This is a genomic window from Pseudoalteromonas sp. LC2018020214 (genome assembly GCF_016598755.1).
GTDB lineage: Bacteria > Pseudomonadota > Gammaproteobacteria > Enterobacterales > Alteromonadaceae > Pseudoalteromonas > Pseudoalteromonas distincta.
This window is the reverse complement of the sequence record NZ_CP066804.1, coordinates 2,164,339-2,180,388: the sequence shown is the minus strand read 5'-3', so window position 1 is coordinate 2,180,388 and position 16,050 is coordinate 2,164,339. Positions and strand designations below refer to the sequence as shown.

General features: G+C 36.6%; 17 protein-coding genes and 1 pseudogene. 15 read left to right on the top strand and 3 right to left on the bottom strand.

The window, feature by feature from the left end; genetic code table 11:
• Positions 1–769: 769 nt before the first annotated feature.
• A complete protein-coding gene (sbcB, locus tag JG479_RS09590; protein ID WP_200219015.1) occupies positions 770–2,221 on the bottom strand; it encodes an exodeoxyribonuclease I in 1,452 nt (483 codons plus the stop codon).
• A gap of 210 nt (positions 2,222–2,431) precedes the next feature.
• Between sbcB and JG479_RS20185 the strand changes: the two are divergent.
• The 9 genes and pseudogenes from JG479_RS20185 to JG479_RS09550 all read left to right on the top strand — a co-directional run.
• A pseudogene (locus tag JG479_RS20185) lies at positions 2,432–2,605 on the top strand (Arm DNA-binding domain-containing protein); the annotation flags it as partial.
• Between the two features lie 48 nt (positions 2,606–2,653).
• Positions 2,654–3,580 (top strand): tyrosine-type recombinase/integrase, encoded by a 927-nt coding sequence (locus tag JG479_RS09585; protein ID WP_234047847.1) that lies wholly within the window; start codon positions 2,654–2,656, stop codon positions 3,578–3,580.
• A gap of 7 nt (positions 3,581–3,587) precedes the next feature.
• Entirely contained in the window at positions 3,588–4,130 is a 543-nt protein-coding gene (locus tag JG479_RS09580; protein ID WP_149592036.1) for a hypothetical protein, read from the top strand.
• 268 nt (positions 4,131–4,398) lie between these two features.
• On the top strand, positions 4,399–4,593 hold the full coding sequence (locus tag JG479_RS09575) for a hypothetical protein (RefSeq protein WP_149592037.1): 195 nt from the start codon (positions 4,399–4,401) through the stop codon (positions 4,591–4,593).
• Positions 4,594–4,998 carry a type II toxin-antitoxin system YhaV family toxin gene (locus JG479_RS09570; RefSeq protein ID WP_200219006.1) on the top strand — a complete coding sequence of 135 codons (405 nt, stop codon included), beginning with the start codon at positions 4,594–4,596 and terminating at the stop codon, positions 4,996–4,998.
• Between the two features lie 136 nt (positions 4,999–5,134).
• Entirely contained in the window at positions 5,135–5,455 is a 321-nt protein-coding gene (locus JG479_RS09565) for a hypothetical protein (protein WP_200218995.1), read from the top strand.
• A 36-nt stretch (positions 5,456–5,491) separates the two neighbouring features.
• Positions 5,492–5,944: a hypothetical protein gene (locus JG479_RS09560; RefSeq protein ID WP_234047846.1), complete on the top strand. Its 453-nt coding sequence runs from the start codon at positions 5,492–5,494 to the stop codon at positions 5,942–5,944.
• A gap of 95 nt (positions 5,945–6,039) precedes the next feature.
• A complete protein-coding gene (locus JG479_RS09555) occupies positions 6,040–7,134 on the top strand; it encodes a nucleoid-associated protein (protein WP_200218992.1) in 1,095 nt (364 codons plus the stop codon).
• Positions 7,131–8,117: a GTP pyrophosphokinase gene (locus JG479_RS09550; protein ID WP_200218990.1), complete on the top strand. Its 987-nt coding sequence runs from the start codon at positions 7,131–7,133 to the stop codon at positions 8,115–8,117. The genes JG479_RS09555 and JG479_RS09550 overlap by 4 nt, the downstream gene beginning before the upstream one ends.
• A gap of 93 nt (positions 8,118–8,210) precedes the next feature.
• Here JG479_RS09550 and JG479_RS09545 read toward each other — a convergent pair whose 3' ends face one another.
• Complete coding sequence (locus JG479_RS09545) at positions 8,211–8,585, bottom strand: hypothetical protein (protein ID WP_200218988.1); 375 nt, start codon at positions 8,583–8,585, stop codon at positions 8,211–8,213.
• A gap of 39 nt (positions 8,586–8,624) precedes the next feature.
• Between JG479_RS09545 and JG479_RS09540 the strand changes: the two genes are divergently transcribed.
• The 3 genes from JG479_RS09540 to JG479_RS09530 all read left to right on the top strand — a co-directional run bounded on the left by JG479_RS09540 (position 8,625) and on the right by JG479_RS09530 (position 11,599).
• On the top strand, positions 8,625–9,458 hold the full coding sequence (locus JG479_RS09540) for an alpha/beta fold hydrolase (protein ID WP_200218985.1): 834 nt from the start codon (positions 8,625–8,627) through the stop codon (positions 9,456–9,458).
• A gap of 189 nt (positions 9,459–9,647) precedes the next feature.
• Positions 9,648–10,055 (top strand): hypothetical protein, encoded by a 408-nt coding sequence (locus tag JG479_RS09535; RefSeq protein WP_200218982.1) that lies wholly within the window; start codon positions 9,648–9,650, stop codon positions 10,053–10,055.
• Between the two features lie 293 nt (positions 10,056–10,348).
• Positions 10,349–11,599 carry a cation:proton antiporter gene (locus JG479_RS09530; RefSeq protein WP_200218979.1) on the top strand — a complete coding sequence of 417 codons (1,251 nt, stop codon included), beginning with the start codon at positions 10,349–10,351 and terminating at the stop codon, positions 11,597–11,599.
• Between the two features lie 76 nt (positions 11,600–11,675).
• Here JG479_RS09530 and JG479_RS09525 read toward each other — a convergent pair whose 3' ends face one another.
• Positions 11,676–12,224 (bottom strand): hypothetical protein, encoded by a 549-nt coding sequence (locus JG479_RS09525; RefSeq protein ID WP_200218976.1) that lies wholly within the window; start codon positions 12,222–12,224, stop codon positions 11,676–11,678.
• A gap of 378 nt (positions 12,225–12,602) precedes the next feature.
• On the opposite strand from JG479_RS09525, the gene JG479_RS09520 reads away from it, so the two are divergent.
• The 3 genes from JG479_RS09520 to JG479_RS09510 all read left to right on the top strand — a co-directional run bounded on the left by JG479_RS09520 (position 12,603) and on the right by JG479_RS09510 (position 16,048).
• Positions 12,603–13,010, top strand: a complete 408-nt coding sequence (locus JG479_RS09520) for a hypothetical protein (RefSeq protein ID WP_200218974.1) — start codon at positions 12,603–12,605, stop codon at positions 13,008–13,010.
• Positions 13,011–13,565: 555 nt separating this feature from the next.
• A complete protein-coding gene (locus JG479_RS09515) occupies positions 13,566–14,864 on the top strand; it encodes a porin (RefSeq protein WP_010553489.1) in 1,299 nt (432 codons plus the stop codon).
• A gap of 257 nt (positions 14,865–15,121) precedes the next feature.
• Positions 15,122–16,048, top strand: a complete 927-nt coding sequence (locus tag JG479_RS09510) for a LysR substrate-binding domain-containing protein (protein WP_200218970.1) — start codon at positions 15,122–15,124, stop codon at positions 16,046–16,048.
• Positions 16,049–16,050: the final 2 nt, after the last annotated feature.

Genomic DNA, 16,050 nt, shown 5'->3' with positions numbered 1-16,050 from the left:
TGCTTTTCACGTGAGCGAGCTCTACGTTTACCCCAAAGTGTCGATATGAGTTTTACTTGTAGACGCGGAGCTTGCTTGCGTAACGGGCAAAGCCCGTAAAGTGACTTATTCACAAAGAGGTTATGAGGCGCTGCGCTTTTAGAGGCAGTAATAAGTCTAAAACGGTTGTTGTTTTTATGTCTTCTCATTTACTCCTCATTCGCTTCTCTTTGTGAATAGAGTTTTATTTAAGTAATTAAAAGCTGTGCTTTTCACGTGAGCAAGCTCGACTCTTACCGGCAAAGTATAGCGGTGTGTTTAACTTGTAAACGCGAAGCTTGCTTGCGTGACGGGCAAAGCCCGTAAGATTTATTCACAATGAGGTTATGAGGCGCTGCGCTTTTAGAGGAAGTAATAGATCTAAAAAAGATTGTTTTTTATGTCTTCTCATTCGCTTCTTTTGTGAATAGAGTTTTATTTAAGTAATTAAAAGCTGTGCTTTTCACGTGAGCAAGCTCAACGTTTACCCCAAAGTGTCGATATGAATTTTACTTGTAGACGCGAAGCTTGCTTGCGTGACGGGCTCACAAAGAGGTTTAGAGGCGCTGCGCTTTTAGAGGAAGTAATAGATCTAAAAAATTATTGTTTTTATGTCTTCTCATTTACTCCTCATTCGCTTCTCTTTGTGAAATAGATTTTGCTTTGTTTGAAGTGGTACAGATATTTATAAACAAAAACGCGACGCTTTATTGCTAAAGCGTCGCGTTTTTAATGCGTTATACAAACAAAATTACATGCTTTGAGCGTAGTTATATAGCGCCTTTAAAGTAGTAAGATTTTTTTCGCTGTCGTCATGTTCATGCGCTAGGTTTTCAAGGGTGATCATAAAATCTTGCGCATTAATCGACGGTTGATCTTCCCCGTGCATTAACTTGTTTTGGCAATACTGGCGCCATTGGTCAAGCTCTTGCTGGTTTAGCGTTTCAGGCCAGTTACGGGCGCGGTATCTAAACAACAATGTATTAAACTTTTTATCTTCAAAGTCTAACTTCAACCCAGCTAACTCATCTGGTTTTGCATCACGAATAATCGCAAACTTAGCTTTATCAGCATGGCTTGTAAACCCATCGTAAAGTAAGTAGTCAACGTTAGTGGTTGCGCTGTAATCACCTTGCTCGTTAAACACTTCGGTTACTTTATCGCGAAGATCGGTATTGGCTTTTAAAATAGCTAAGTTAGCTAAGCACTGCTCGCGATCAATCCCAAGGCGGGCGGCGTTTTCAGGCAATAATGTTTTAGCTGGGGCTAAAATAGGGCACTTGTTTAAATGCACTAGTTTTAAGCCAACAGGTAAATCGTCCTCGGCTAAATCTACACGTTTGGTGTATAAGCGTTTGCGTAACTCTTCTACGTTTAAATCAATGAGTACTTGCGGATTTTGGGTTAAATCAAAACAAATAACTGCGTTTTTATTTACCGGATGAAAGCTCATAGGTGCAACCCAGCTTGTACAGCCTTGTGTTGCTGGTATGCGCGACGTGGTATGCACCAGCGGCGTCATGTTAAATACATCAACCAATTCAGCAAGGGCTTTTTTGCCACGCAGTCCAAAAAAGAAGTTATACAGCTTTGGCTGTTTTTCTTTTATTAGCTTAGCCAGTGCAATAGTGGCGGTTACATCGCTTAGCGCATCGTGCGCTGCGGCGTGTTCAATACCATTAGCTACGGTTAAATGCTCTAGCTTAAAGCTTGGGCTGCCGTCTTCTTTTAACGGCCATTCAATCCCTTCAGGGCGCAGCGCATAACAAGCACGTACTAAATCAATAATATCCCATCGGCTATTGTTATTTTTGTATTCACGCTCGTATGGGTCGTAAAAGTTACGGTAAAAGCTATAACGACTTACTTCGTCATCAAACCGAATACTGTTATAACCGGCGACACAGGTGTTTGGCACGCTAAATTCGGCATGAATTTTTGCTATAAACTCAGCTTCAACTAAGCCTTTTTTCATCGCTACTTGTGGCGTAATACCCGTAATTAAACACGCCTCAGGGTGAGGTAAGTAATCCGCTTGCGGCTTACAATATTCAATAAGCGGCTCGCCAATAATATTTAAATCAAGATCGGTACGAATACCCGCAAACTGGCTCGGCTTATCCTTTTGAGGGCTCGCCCCCCAAGTTTCATAATCGTGCCAATAGATTGTTGCTTGGTTCTCTTGATAGCTTTCATTATTCATTCTATGTCTTAGCCCTTTAAATTTACGGGTTGTTAGCGCTACTCAGTTTCTTTTTGTATTTTCGAGTTTCTTGTAATTGACGCGTTGTGTGTATAGCTTCGTGTATAAATTTTTTGCTAACTGTGTATAAAAAATTAAATGGCGATCATTAACACCAAATTAAGAAAGCTGCTAGGTAAAAATTAAACACCGTTCGTATTATCGCATAGAGATAGTTTAAGTGTAAGAGTATCAGCTAAGGGAACTCTCACTTGGCAATACCGTTGCCGTGTCGATGCTAAGCAGGTAATTATTACGCTAGGGCGTTATCCTGGGCTAAGCATAAAAGAAGCACAAGACTACATACCGCTGTTTCAAAATTGGTTGAGCCAAGATAAAGATCCGCGCCTAGAGCTTAAGCTTATGCGTAACAATGCCAAGGGCCTGCCCACAATGGCAGAAGTTGCTGCAACGTGGCTAGATAAAAAAGTACCCGACCTAAAAGAAAAAACACAAATTTTATACGCAAACCAAGTCAGTAAATGGATTGTACCAATACTTAATGATAAAAATACGCCGCTTGATTTAATGACCATTAAAGATTGGATAACATATTTTGATGAAGTAAAAGCACAAGGCAGTGCTAAAACAGCCGGTACTATACTAGTACGTATTAAGTCGATTATTGGTTGGGCTGAAAAGCGGGGGGAAGTAAAACCATTTAACCCTGTGCTTACATTAAATGTAAACGATATCGGCGAACAGGCATCGGTAGGCCAACGAGTTATGCGCTTTGATGAAATTGCAAAGCTTTGGATACAAATAGAAAGCTCAAAAGCCACCCCAGCAACTAAAGCATGCCTACAACTAATTTATATAACAGGGGCGCGCCAATCAGAGGTTCGTTTAGCAAAGTGGGAGCATTTTGACTTTGAAAATGGCATTTGGACAGTACCGCCCGAAAACTCAAAAACAAATAAAGCTATCCGCAGGCCAATATCAACTAAGATGAAAAGCATATTAGATACGCTTGCCATGGTCTATGGCCGTAAAGGATATTTAATACCTGGCGGCAACCCGCACAAACCTATGACCACTCACAGCATTAACCGTTATTGTTGTCGAATGTGGGATCACCTATTTGCTAAGTACAAAATGCCTAAGTTTTTACCGCATGATGCCCGCCGTTCACTATCAACATTGTTAAGTGAAAACGGTATCGCACCGCATGTAACAGAAAAAATGTTAGGCCATACAATGCGAGGAGTAATGGCTGTATACAACAAACATGATTGGATAAAAGAACAGGCCGAAGGTTACGAGCTCTATTGCCAGCTTATTGAAGATGCTATTTTAGAATCACTCAATAATAAAGGATAAAATTAGAATGGAAGAAAGCAAAGAAATCATTAAATTTGTTTTTGATTGGAGCACATTTATTGCGTGCTTAGCGTTTTTTGTTGCTGTACATCAAGCTTGGATTAGCCGTAAGCATAATAAGTTGTCCGTTCAACCATTAATTTATGACTTTATGGAGGAGGGTGATAAATGCTTCACATACTCAATCAGAAATAAAGGTCATGGTGTGGCTAAAATTGAGTCTTTTAAATACTACTGGGCAGGTCAAGAAATAACTGACGAAGAGCTAAGAAATAAAGTAAATCCATATATTAAGCATAAAGATCATCTTAAAATAATTAACCTTGGCAGTGATTTCGGCATGTCAAATGACGAAATATTTAAATTGATAGATTTAACAGTAGTTTCAGACGTATCAAGCGACATACCAACAGATAGGTTTAAAAAGATAATTAATCTAATTGTTACTAATTGCAGGGTCAAAATTGAATATAAATCGTTATATAACGAAGAGTTTTCATTCGAGACCAGTACATCAGCTATTGATTTAAATTTATATAAAGAAGAATAAAATCAGCTGTGTAAATACATTGGTCATCAAATATTGATTGGAATCATAAACTGACCTTTGATATCTACAGTTATCACAGTTGTCTCTTATAGTCTCCTAGTGTCTCTTGCTGTTTTGAGAGCCAATATACTACTATTTGGTTGTGGGTACAGTTAATGACACCCAGAAATTTGGTTGTGGGTACAGTTAATGGGCTCCCAACAATGTAATTAATAGGCTTTTTATTAAACTAAAATGGCTTTTATTTATAGCTAAGAATGGAGCTGTAATGAAAAATCAAGTTATCCAATTAAGCGAAGTAAAAAAAGAGAATGTAGCAACAGAGCAGTTCTTAAACTTGCTCGATGCTGACATTAAAGCAGGAAATGTAAAAAAAATTCCTGATTCTGTATTTGATCGCATCGCTGCAATTAAGCACAAAGCACTTGTTGCACGTCAAAACAACGAATTAATAGAGATGTAAATGTACTGGGAAAAGTATTGGCATACTGTATTTGAGAATAGATACACGGAAGTATTGGATCAGGTCGAACGCGAAGCCAAAAAAGACCCAGAACACTTTTACGAATCTGCAATCTACAAATTATTTGAATGTGTTACAGATTGCATAGAAAATCGCATATTTATAGATCCTCAAGCACCAGCTTTTATACTGGGCAATACATTAGGTAAAAGTAACCGAGATTGGCGAAGAGCCAAAAAGGGCATGCCTAATCGATATCGTTTGTTTTTTAAGTTTTCGAGTACAAATAAAGTAATAGTTCTAGCTTGGTTTAATGACCAGTCAACGCTTCGTAAAGAAGGCAGTAAAACAGATGTTTACGAAGTTTTCAAAAAAAATGCTATTAAAAGGGGCAATACCCAGTAGTATTGATGAGCTGATAGAGCAATCAACAGAGTTTAATAAACAAGCCCGCTAATAGCGGGTTTTTTTGTGAATAAATTTGATAAATCAATATAGTTAACTAAGCTAGACTCCTAATTAAAAATAAGAGGGAGTTTACATGTCTACAAAAACAGATATGAGCGGATTGAAAAAACTATCTAAAAACTTAGAGGAATTAGGTAATAAAAAATCTATAAGACTAGATGAATTGATAAATGATGGTTTCGTATCTAGCCACTCTAAATATAGAAACTTTGATGAACTATTAAGCAGTAGTCATTTCAATGTTGAAACTGCAGAAGATTTTAAAGCAATACCAGATGATGAGTGGGATATATATATTGCTAATAATACAAATTTTAATTCATGGGAAGAAATGCAAGTAAGTGCATTGCGTCTATATGTCAAAAGCCAAGTAGGTAAAGGGCTTAAAAACTAACTATGCTCTAAATTATATTAATTAGAGTACATTCCCATGAAAATAATTATCTCCGTAATATTTATAGTTTTAATAATTTATTCCCATGTTTATAATTTTCAACAGAAAATACTTTATATAAGCGTTAATACATTCAATTTGTTACCAGGCCCAGATTACTCTGTTGTTGTTTCGTTTGGTAAAAATGATAACGACTTTCATGCATTTGCGATAAAAAAGAAAGATATAAAGCAGGGTGTTGAGCTTGTATCAAAATCAAAGAACAACCCTAACTTTACAGTATTTGGTGGTATAGAAGGTGAAGCGCTTGTTCGATCTGAACTGGCCGAAACTTTTGCTAAAGTTAAAGTGCTGAGCTTTGATAAAGAGGCAGAAAGAGCCGTATTTGAAGTTGAAGCTAATTTATTAAACATTAATTCGAATGTGCTTAACAAATTGTCCAAAACAAAAGTAATTGTAAAAGGTGTGCCATTTTTACAACTCATCTAACATTAACATAGAAATTGTATGTTCGATTAGTACCTGCTAGATTTGCAGGCTCTAGATGTTTCTAGTAGGCAAATAATAAATAAGGACATTATATAGTGCAGTTACTTAAGCTCAACATAGATAAAATTATAATTCATCAGGTATATCAGAGAGATGCCGATGGCCACCGTGTCAAACCAATGCAAACTCATGATTATACAAATTTTGCACCGGCTGCTATGGAAACATTTAAGCAACGTATTGTAGAAGCTCTAGGTGAAAGTTCAAAAGCAGTTGAGATGGAAATAGTTAATCAGGATTTAACTAGTGTTTCTCACTTAGTTAACCATTCTATTGATGAAGATCGTGTGACATTTGCTGTTTCATCTTATGACTTTGCAGTAAAGCTTAGTGACTCTCAGCTAAGCAGAGGTATACCTGGAGGGATTGTAGTTATCTTTACTGGTACTGTAGGGCGTTCGGCTAATAAATTTCTTGGTATAATTAAAGCAGAAACGCATAGTGCATATGAAGCAGAAAAAGACTCTCAGACCGGGGAAATATCTTTAAAATATGTTGAAGAGGTTTTATTAACACCTAGTTCTAAACTTTATAAAACAGCAGCTTTTTTTGAGAAAGCTAATTCTGATCCACAATCTAAAGATTTGAATGATAAATGGCTAGTAATGGTGTCAGACTCGCAAATTGGTAAAACTGATGGTAAGGCTGCAGCAAAGTATTTTTATTCTAGTTTTCTCGGTTTTGGTTACCCCCAAACTAGTGCACGAACAACTAAACAATTCTACGACGAGACAAAAAAATTCATCAAAGCTCTAGAAGTAGATGAATCTCAAAAAAGTGATTACATCAATGCATTAACTACTTACTTAAAAGTTGATACCTCATCAACAATAAGTACAGCAGACTTCGCATCTAAATATTTTGATCAAGACACTCAGGATGAATTTGCTGGATATATGGATGATGCAGGTCTTCCCACAGCATCCTTTACTAAAGATATAGAATATATCTCTAGTAGCTTAAAGTTTAGAAAAGTCAGCTTTAGCAAAAATATAAAAATATCTGCACCTTCGGATTCCTTTAAAAGTTTAATTAGTATGTCTACTATAGACGGGGACATTGGAAAATCTGGCCTTCCAGAAGAATGGACTCAAGTCATAATTAAAGACAAAATAGTGAAGCAAGAATGACAGAGGAAGAGTTTCAACAGCATTGGGATAGGGATAAACTAGCTTATGATACTTGGGGGGGATTTGTTGTTTCAACAATCTGCACAGAGCTAAAAAAAGCTGGTAAATCCATTGATGCTTTTTTAAAAGTACCGCCAAAGCACAGGGTCAAAGATGAAGAATCGTTAATAGATAAAGCTTTTTATCGACCGGACAAATCTTACACAGACCCATATAGCGAGATCGAGGACAAAGTTGGTGCTCGTTTTGTAGTCCTGTTGATTGAAGATATAAGACTAATTGATGACATTATCAAACGTTCTGACTTGTGGACATTTGATGCGTGTAAACATTTTGATGAAGATAAAGAAAGAGAGCCCTTGTTATTTACCTATCAATCAGTACATTTTATTCTTCGACCAAAAAATGCATTAAATATTAGAGGCTGTAACATCACAACGGAAATTCCTTGTGAGGTACAGATTAGAACTTTACTGCAACATGCTCATGCTGAGTTAACTCATGATGCTATCTATAAAGCAAAAAGAGCAGTAAAGCCTAGTGTTCATCGCACAGTTGCTAAAAGCATGGCTCTGATTGAAACAACTGATGGCTTCTTCAATGAAGTATCACATCTATTAAACAATGGCCCAGTAGAAGAGCTTGGCATTGTATCTAAGCTAGATGCTATTTATTTCTCTAGTACTAAAATAAGACCGAACACTCAAAAATCTATCTTAACTATTTTAGATGAATTTGAAGACTTAGTTGATGATACTCTGATTGATTCGATAGAATCATATATCAACAAAACTCCTGAAATAGCAGAAATAATTCAGGAAAAGTATTCAGATAGTGCTTTATATAAACAAAGTACAGTACTTCTTTTATATTGGATGCTTAAACGGAAAAAGAGAAAGCTTTTAGATAGTTGGCCTTTTGATAAAAGCATACTTGTACCATTAGCGAATGATATAGGCGTGAGTATGAGAGATGATCACTAAGGCTATAAACTATATAAGCATTATTAGATGATAAGCCCGCATTTTTCGGGCTTTTTGTGTTTTAAATTACATGAGGTGAAGATGTAAATTGATTTATCCAAATATATCGCACCACACCTTTGAAAGAGATACACCAACCGATAATAAGCTTATGCTCAATGTAAAAACGATATTACAAACATATAAGACAATGTTTGATTTAGGCTTTTCTTTAGTGATATTGATTATCCAAACTAAATTTAAAATATACAGAGATGCAATAATGCTTATTGAGAACCAAACAGCAATTGTAACTATAAATTCTGGTGCCCATTCAAATGAGTCTCTCACTAAAGGTAACCCTAATATTAGGACTGCGCAGACAACTATATTTCTGACTGAATCAAATATAGATTTTATATCATTTAGTTTATCGTCATTCATCTTTATTTTTCCTTTTGAGTGAACAAATATTTTAGAAACTTTCATTTCTAGATCTTTTAATTTTATAGGGATTTACCTGTAAATATGACTTTTTGTACTAACGTAAAATTACCATTAATAAAAGTTATTATTTATTGCTCACTTTTCATCTCACATAGTGCTTTAGCTGAACTGGCTAAAGTTCAAGTAAATGGCTTTGATGTTGAATACGAATTAGCCGGTAAAGGTCAACATACTATTTTACTTGAAGCGGGCGGTTCTGCTGGTTTAAGTGATTGGGACCCGGTTTTTGAATCACTTACCAAGCACGGTAAAGTTATACGGTATTCTCGTATTGGTAATGGTGGTTCTACGCAAATAAAGAAAAACTATAGCTCAGAAGAATATGCAGCTGAGGCTGTGTTATTACTTAAAACACTGAAAATAGAAGAGCCTGTTGTGTATGTTGCGCACTCTTATGGTGCTTATATTGCGCGTGTATTTGCTGCAACATACCCTGATCAGATTAAAGCGTTGATGTTAATTGAGCCTGCATCAGAGCACGATGTAGATATTATGCGCGCGATTGATTTGTCACGCGCTGAAAAAGAAATTGCAGCAATAAAGCTCGACGATATGAAAAATGGAATGTCGAATCAGTATTTAGATTTTTGGGCAAAACGCCCGCTACCTAATTATCCACAAATTACTGATATACCCGTGACAGTAATTGCCTCAGTTAAAAAGTATAAAAAGCCATCTGTATTATTTTTTACCGACAAAGCGCGTGAAATGTGGGGCGACTTACATTCAAAGTGGGCTAATGCCTTTCCTCGAGGTGAAATAGTAATAACAAATAAGAGCTATCACTACCCGCAAAATGATGAGCCAGAAATGGTTGTAGCCCAAGTAGTTAAGTTACTAGAACGCACTCAATAAGTTTAAGTTTCGTTGGTTGTTTTTATAAATACCAATTGCCGTAAATTAGTAATTTGGCATTAGACTAAAGTCTATAGGTTAGTTTTATTCACTTATTAGGTTTGTTTTAATCGTTTGTCGGTTTTGTGTTAATTCTCTAAAGTTCAGTTGTCGGCAACAAGTACGACTTAACTAATCAGGAATATAATCATGAAACTTACTCTTATCAAAACTATCGCTCTTAGCTCACTACTTACATGTTCAGCTGCTGCAATGGCTGAGCAAAGTGATTACAAGTTAATGGTTATTGAAGCTGCAACAGCACCACAGCCACTTGAGCAATCATTTAATAGCTGTGCACTGAATGTTAAGTCAAAAAATTATGCTCAAGCCGAAGCAATTTGTACTAAAGCAATCGCGCTTTTAAAAGACGCAGATGGTCCTAAATTTAAAGTACGTCAACTTACATCGTTTGCATTAAGCAACCGTGGTGTTGCACGTTTAAAAGCGAATAACGACACAGCTGGCCTTGCTGATTTATACGAAGCAAACCAAATGTCTAAAAGTGCAATGGTATCGCATAACTTAACTCGCGCTAAAGAAGAGCTTTCTTTATAAGCACTTTATAAACGCTTTTATAAAGTGCTTACTAAAGCATGATATAAAATAGCGAGAGTAAAAAAGCCCATGTTAGGTTAATTCCTAACATGGGCTTTTTTGTGTTTATTTAACGCGTGAGTTAATACTTTAAATACGTTAATTGAGTAGGGTGTGTATTTATAATTAATATTTTGGGTATGCTTGTTTAGGCTACACGAATATAATGCGAGATAACCGTATAAAAAATAATAACCCTTCTGCTTTGCTTGTTTTGAGCAAGGCATCATTAAATAAATATTGAGATTTAAACCATGGCACCAGGAACCAGCCTAAGCGTACTTGAAATAAGTGCGATATTTTTATCAATTACCGCGTTACTCACCTATGTAAACCATCGCTTTATTGGCTTGCCAACAACCATTGGCGTTATGGTTATTTCGATGCTTTTATCTATCGGCGCTATATTTTTGGGCTTTTTAGGGTTTGATGATCTTATAGATTACGAAGTGAGCTTGCTCGATCAGTTAGATTTTACTGAAGTTTTGCTTGATGGCATGCTCTCTATGCTGCTGTTTGCTGGGGCGCTGCATGTAAATGTTAGCGATTTAAGGCGCTATAAATTGCCAATAGGTATTTTGGCCTGTGTTGGTACGTTGCTATCAACGGTTATTATTGCTGGTGCGCTTTATTTAGTGCTTCCTTTGCTTGGTTTTGATTTAGCATTTATTTGGTGTTTATTGTTTGGCGCATTAATTTCGCCAACCGATCCGATTGCGGTAATGGGTATTTTACAATCTGCGGGGGCGCCTAAAAGTATTGAAACCGTGATTGCGGGTGAATCGTTGTTTAACGATGGTATAGGCGTGGTTATTTTTGTGCTTTTATTGGGTGTTTTATCAAGTGGTGATATTCCTACAACCTATTATGTTGCGCACACGCTGGCGGTTGAAGCGGGTGGCGGTATTGTTTTTGGTTTGGTATTAGGTGGTATTTTATATTACTTACTTAAAAGTATTGATAGTTACCAAGAAGAAGTACTCCTTACTTTAGCGGGCGTTATTGGTGGTTATGCACTTGCAAGCCATTGGCATTTGTCGGGCCCACTTGCAATGGTAATGATGGGGTTAATGGTGGGCAATCATGGTCGTAGTATGGCTATGAGCGATAAAACACGCCACTACGTTGATTTATTTTGGGAACTGATTGACGAAATTTTAAATGCCATTTTATTTGTACTCATAGGGCTTGAAGTCGTCATGATTGCATTTTCGAGTAATTTGTTTATTGCTGGTGGCTTAACAATTTTAATAGCGTTAATGGCACGTTTAATCGTTGTGGGTATAACAACCACTACATTTAATGAGCAATTAGAGTTGCCATCTGGCGCATGGAAAGTTTTAACCTGGGGTGGCTTGCGCGGTGGTATTTCGGTTGCACTGGTATTGCAACTACCTGATGGGAACGAGCGCGATATTTTATTGGCTCTTACTTATGCGGTTGTGGTGTTTTCTATTTTAATTCAGGGTTTGAGTATTGGCAAAGTAGCCAAAACTATCCGTTAAATATAATTTTTTAAAAAGCGTGTGAAATAGCTGTATTTCACACGCTTTTTATTTTTCTTATAAAACAAAAGGGCAATTAAAACGTAAAACTGAGCTGCACACCGCTGTAAATATGTTCTTGTGCTTCCCAGTAGTCGCCATCTATTTGGCGTGCTCGAGTAAATACTTCTATTTTAAATGGCTTAAAGTGATAACCCGCTCCTATACCTACGTAGCCGTCTATGTCGTTGTTCGATTTTTCTATTTGGTAGGTGTTATCGCCTCTATCGTTTTTAAAGGCGAGTTCGAACAGATCTAAGCCAAGCTCTGCGTATATAAAAAAGTCATTAAAATAACCAAGCTTCATGCCATTGTCCCACGTTATAAATTCTTCTTGCTCGCCTTGTTTATTATCGATTACAGCCGCGCCAATTGCGCTTGTAAAAACAACACCAAAGTTACTGTAATTTTGTTTAACCATCATTTCTACACCCGCAGATGTAATGCTGCTATCGCCATTAAATTCTGATTTTATAAACATACCGGTGTTAGGCATGTCATTACCGAGCAAAAGCCTTGCGTTAGCATTTTGGCTAAATGATAAAAGCGTGCTTAATAAAACAAAAAGAGGAAGTATGTGTTTCAAAAAAGTTAATCCATTAATGATGAAAAGTTACCAGAACTGTAATTATAAATACATGACTTAGTATTGCATGTAATTAAATGTATAAATTTGTTTGATAGTTACTCAGCTATGCCAAAGTAAGGTGTTTAAAATAAAACCAACTAAAAAAAAGCATAAATAATTATATACATTTTAAAACGTAAAGTAGCGATTTTAGGCACGATTGTTGGTGCGTAAGTTGTTTAAATATATAGAAAAAGTTTAAACGTATTAGACTAAGGTCTATAGGTTAATTTTCTTCACTTATTAGGTTTGTTTTAATCGTTTGTCGGGGTTGTGTTAATTCTCTAAAGTTCAGTTGTCGGCAACAAGTACGACTTAACTTACAGGAAATTAATCATGAAATTTACACTTATCAAAACTATCGCTCTTAGCTCACTATTAACATGTTCAGCTGCTGCAATGGCTGATCAAAGTGATTACAAATTAATGGTTATTGAAACTGCAACAGCGCCACAGCCACTTGAGCAATCATTTAATAGCTGCGCACTAAATGTTAAGTCAAAAAATTACGCTGAGGCTGAAGCAATTTGTACTAAAGCAATCGCACTTTTAAAAGACGCAGATGGCCCTAAATTTAAAGTACGCCAACTTACGTCATTCGCATTAAGCAACCGTGGTGTTGCACGTTTAAAAGCGAATAACGACACAGCTGGCCTTGCTGATTTATACGAAGCAAACCAAATGTCTAAAAGTGCAATGGTATCGCATAACTTAACTCGCGCTAAAGAAGAGCTTTCTTTATAAGCACTTTATAAACGCTTTTATAAAGTGCTTACCAAAAGCATGTTATAAAATAGCGAGAGTAAAAAAGCCGATGTTGGGTTAAATCCCAACATCGGCTTTTTTGTTTTATAGCATTGATAAAATGCATTACATACATCATCACAATATAAAAGTAACACTCCTCATATAACGCCCAGCATCCCTTGTGTTTTAAATCTGTGCACTTATAGCCTCGCTTAGAATTAATTGATGATTAATTCTCATGGTGACCTATCAAAAAAGTAGTTTGTTTGTTGCTGAAATGTTAAGCAGAATTTGAGAGCTAATTTTAATAAATAATAAATGTGGTTAATAATTATTAGTCATATTTAATATACCGAAAAACATCTGTTTTTATTAGCATTATTGCTTTTACGCGGTTGGTTTTAACGTGTGATTAGGCTTACTTTTTAATGGAATTATTGTTTTTTTGTAATTGTATTATTGCCTGTTTACGTGAATACAAAGCTAAAAGTAATAAAAAAACGAGTAATGCTACACATAATAAAACATCAACACGGCACACAAGGACACACAATGAGAGCTTTTAAACTATCGGCTTTAGCCGTTGCTATGGGGGTTGTTACCTGTAGTGCTAATGCAAGCGATGATCTAGACACAGTTAAACAGCAATTAAGCGAATTACAGCAACAGGTTGAAAATTTACAGCTCAAGCTTGCAAACGCCAATAAAAATGAAATAAATGCTATAAAACGCAATACTGAAAAACTATCAAATAGTGGCGAAGCGCAAGATGTTGTAGCTGAGCAAAAAGCAGGAGGAATAAAAGTAGGTGGGGCTGTTCGTACTAACTACAGTTATACGTCGTACGAGGATGGCAGTAAAAACAGAGGTGGGGATTTTGATTTTGATATTTTTAGGATAAATTTTACAGGCGATGTAGGTGGTGTAAAACTAAATGCCGAGATCCGTTTTTTTGATTATATGACCGCAGTTAAATATGCTTATGCAGCATATGATTTTGCTGACATTTGGCAAGTACAAGCCGGTATTACAAAGGTACCATTTGGTAATTGGCCTTATAATTCGCACAGCTATTTTTTTAGTACTAATTACTACATTGGGCTCGAGGATGACCACGATTTAGGGGTGATATTTAAACGTAAAATAGCAGATAATTGGCAGCTTGATTTAGGCTTTTTTAAAAATGATGAGCTAGGTGGCATAGATGGCTATGTTGATAACCGTAGTGATCGTTATTCATATGATGTAGTGGGTTTTAGGGGCGCACAGGAGGGGACATACGCAGAGCTTGATAATCCACTTGCTGAATATAATACATTTTCCGCGCGTTATGGCTATCATATTGAACACGATAAAGGGAAGACTGAGGTTGGCTTTTCTGCTTTAAGTGGTGGATTACATGATGGTGTAGACAGAGCGGGTGATTATTATGCGTGGGCAGTGCATGTGAATAGTAATTTAGGGCCGTGGAATTTACAGTTTCAACATGGCGAATACAATTACGATATAGAAAACGCAAACACCATGGCTGTAGGTGCGTACTCGTTTTATGACAGTATTGCTGCTGAGGCCACTACAACCAATGCAAATATTGCTTACAACTTACCTGTAAAATGGGGGCCTGTAACCGCTTTGCAGTTTTATAATGATTACGGAGTAATTTACGATAAATCTGATAGCAGTGCAGATACTTGGATGAACGTAACAGGGTTTTCAGTTGCTGCCGGTGGATTGTTCACCTATTTTGACTTAGTACACGCTAAAAACCAGCCGTTTGTTGGTGGCTCAATTGCTGGTGACAGCGATGAAACTGAGCGCCGTTTTAATATTAATATTGGTTATTATTTTTAAAAAAGAAGAGCATAAGCTTTGCTTGAAATAAGTTTATGCTCTTATATTACTTTTTATAATCGGTTACAGTGAATTAGTCTATTTGAGATGATAGGTTGCTGGCAATCGACTTGGTAGAAAAACTCAAGCGAACAATGAGTTGACCACAACAATTACCTGCAAATTACTCACCTTAATTTATACCTTATAAACGTGTATGTATTCTCAAATTGGTTGGTCAGTCTTTTCTATTGAGTAGAGACAAAGTAGGAAGCTATATGAAAATTAATCCGTTACCGCCGTTAAATAGTTTAGTGGCATTTGAAGCGTCTGCACGACATTCAAGCTTCACTATTGCTGCAAAAGAGTTAAATGTGACGCAAGGGGCAATTAGCCGTCAAATTCGACAATTAGAAGAGTACTTAGGTAAGGCTATTTTTATTAGAGCAAGCCGAAGTATTCATTTAACACCAACGGGGCTTCAATATTATCAGGCAATCAGCCGCTCTTTAGCTGATATTTCAGATATAACTGGGCAAGTTAAAAAATGGCAAGGTGATAAAAAAATAACTGTAGCAACAACAAATGCCATGGCTTCGTTATGGTTGTTACCTAAAGTCGCCGAGTTTCAAAATTTACACGATGATATTGATTTGCGTATTTTAGCCTCCGATAACGAGGTCGATTTAAACCGCTTGGAGTGTGATCTCGCTTTATTTTACTGCAGAACCCAACCTGCCAATATGAATATAACAACGTTGTTTTGCGAAGAAGTTTTTCCGGTGTGTAGCCCTTCTTATTTAGAAAAAATAGGCAGTCCAACTAAACCGGAAGATATTTTTACTAAAACAATTTTACACCTAGATGAAACACAAATGGGCTGGGTTAACTGGGAAGAGTGGTTTGCGGGTGTTGGACTTGAGCAACTTGAGCCAAGAAACCGTATAAACATTAATAACTACCCAATGCTTTTACAAGCTTCAATTAACGGTCAAGGCATTGCATTAGCGTGGGGGTCACTAGTTGATGAATACTTACAAAGTGGAGTATTGATCCGGCCAACAGAACATGTACTTACTACAGGTTCTAAGTTTTCTATGATAGAACCTAATAATCGTGGTCGTATGCCAACAAGCGTTAAGCACTTTAGAGAATGGTTGTTACAGCAAATTCCAGATGAGGTAGGTGAACGAGGACTCGTTTAATT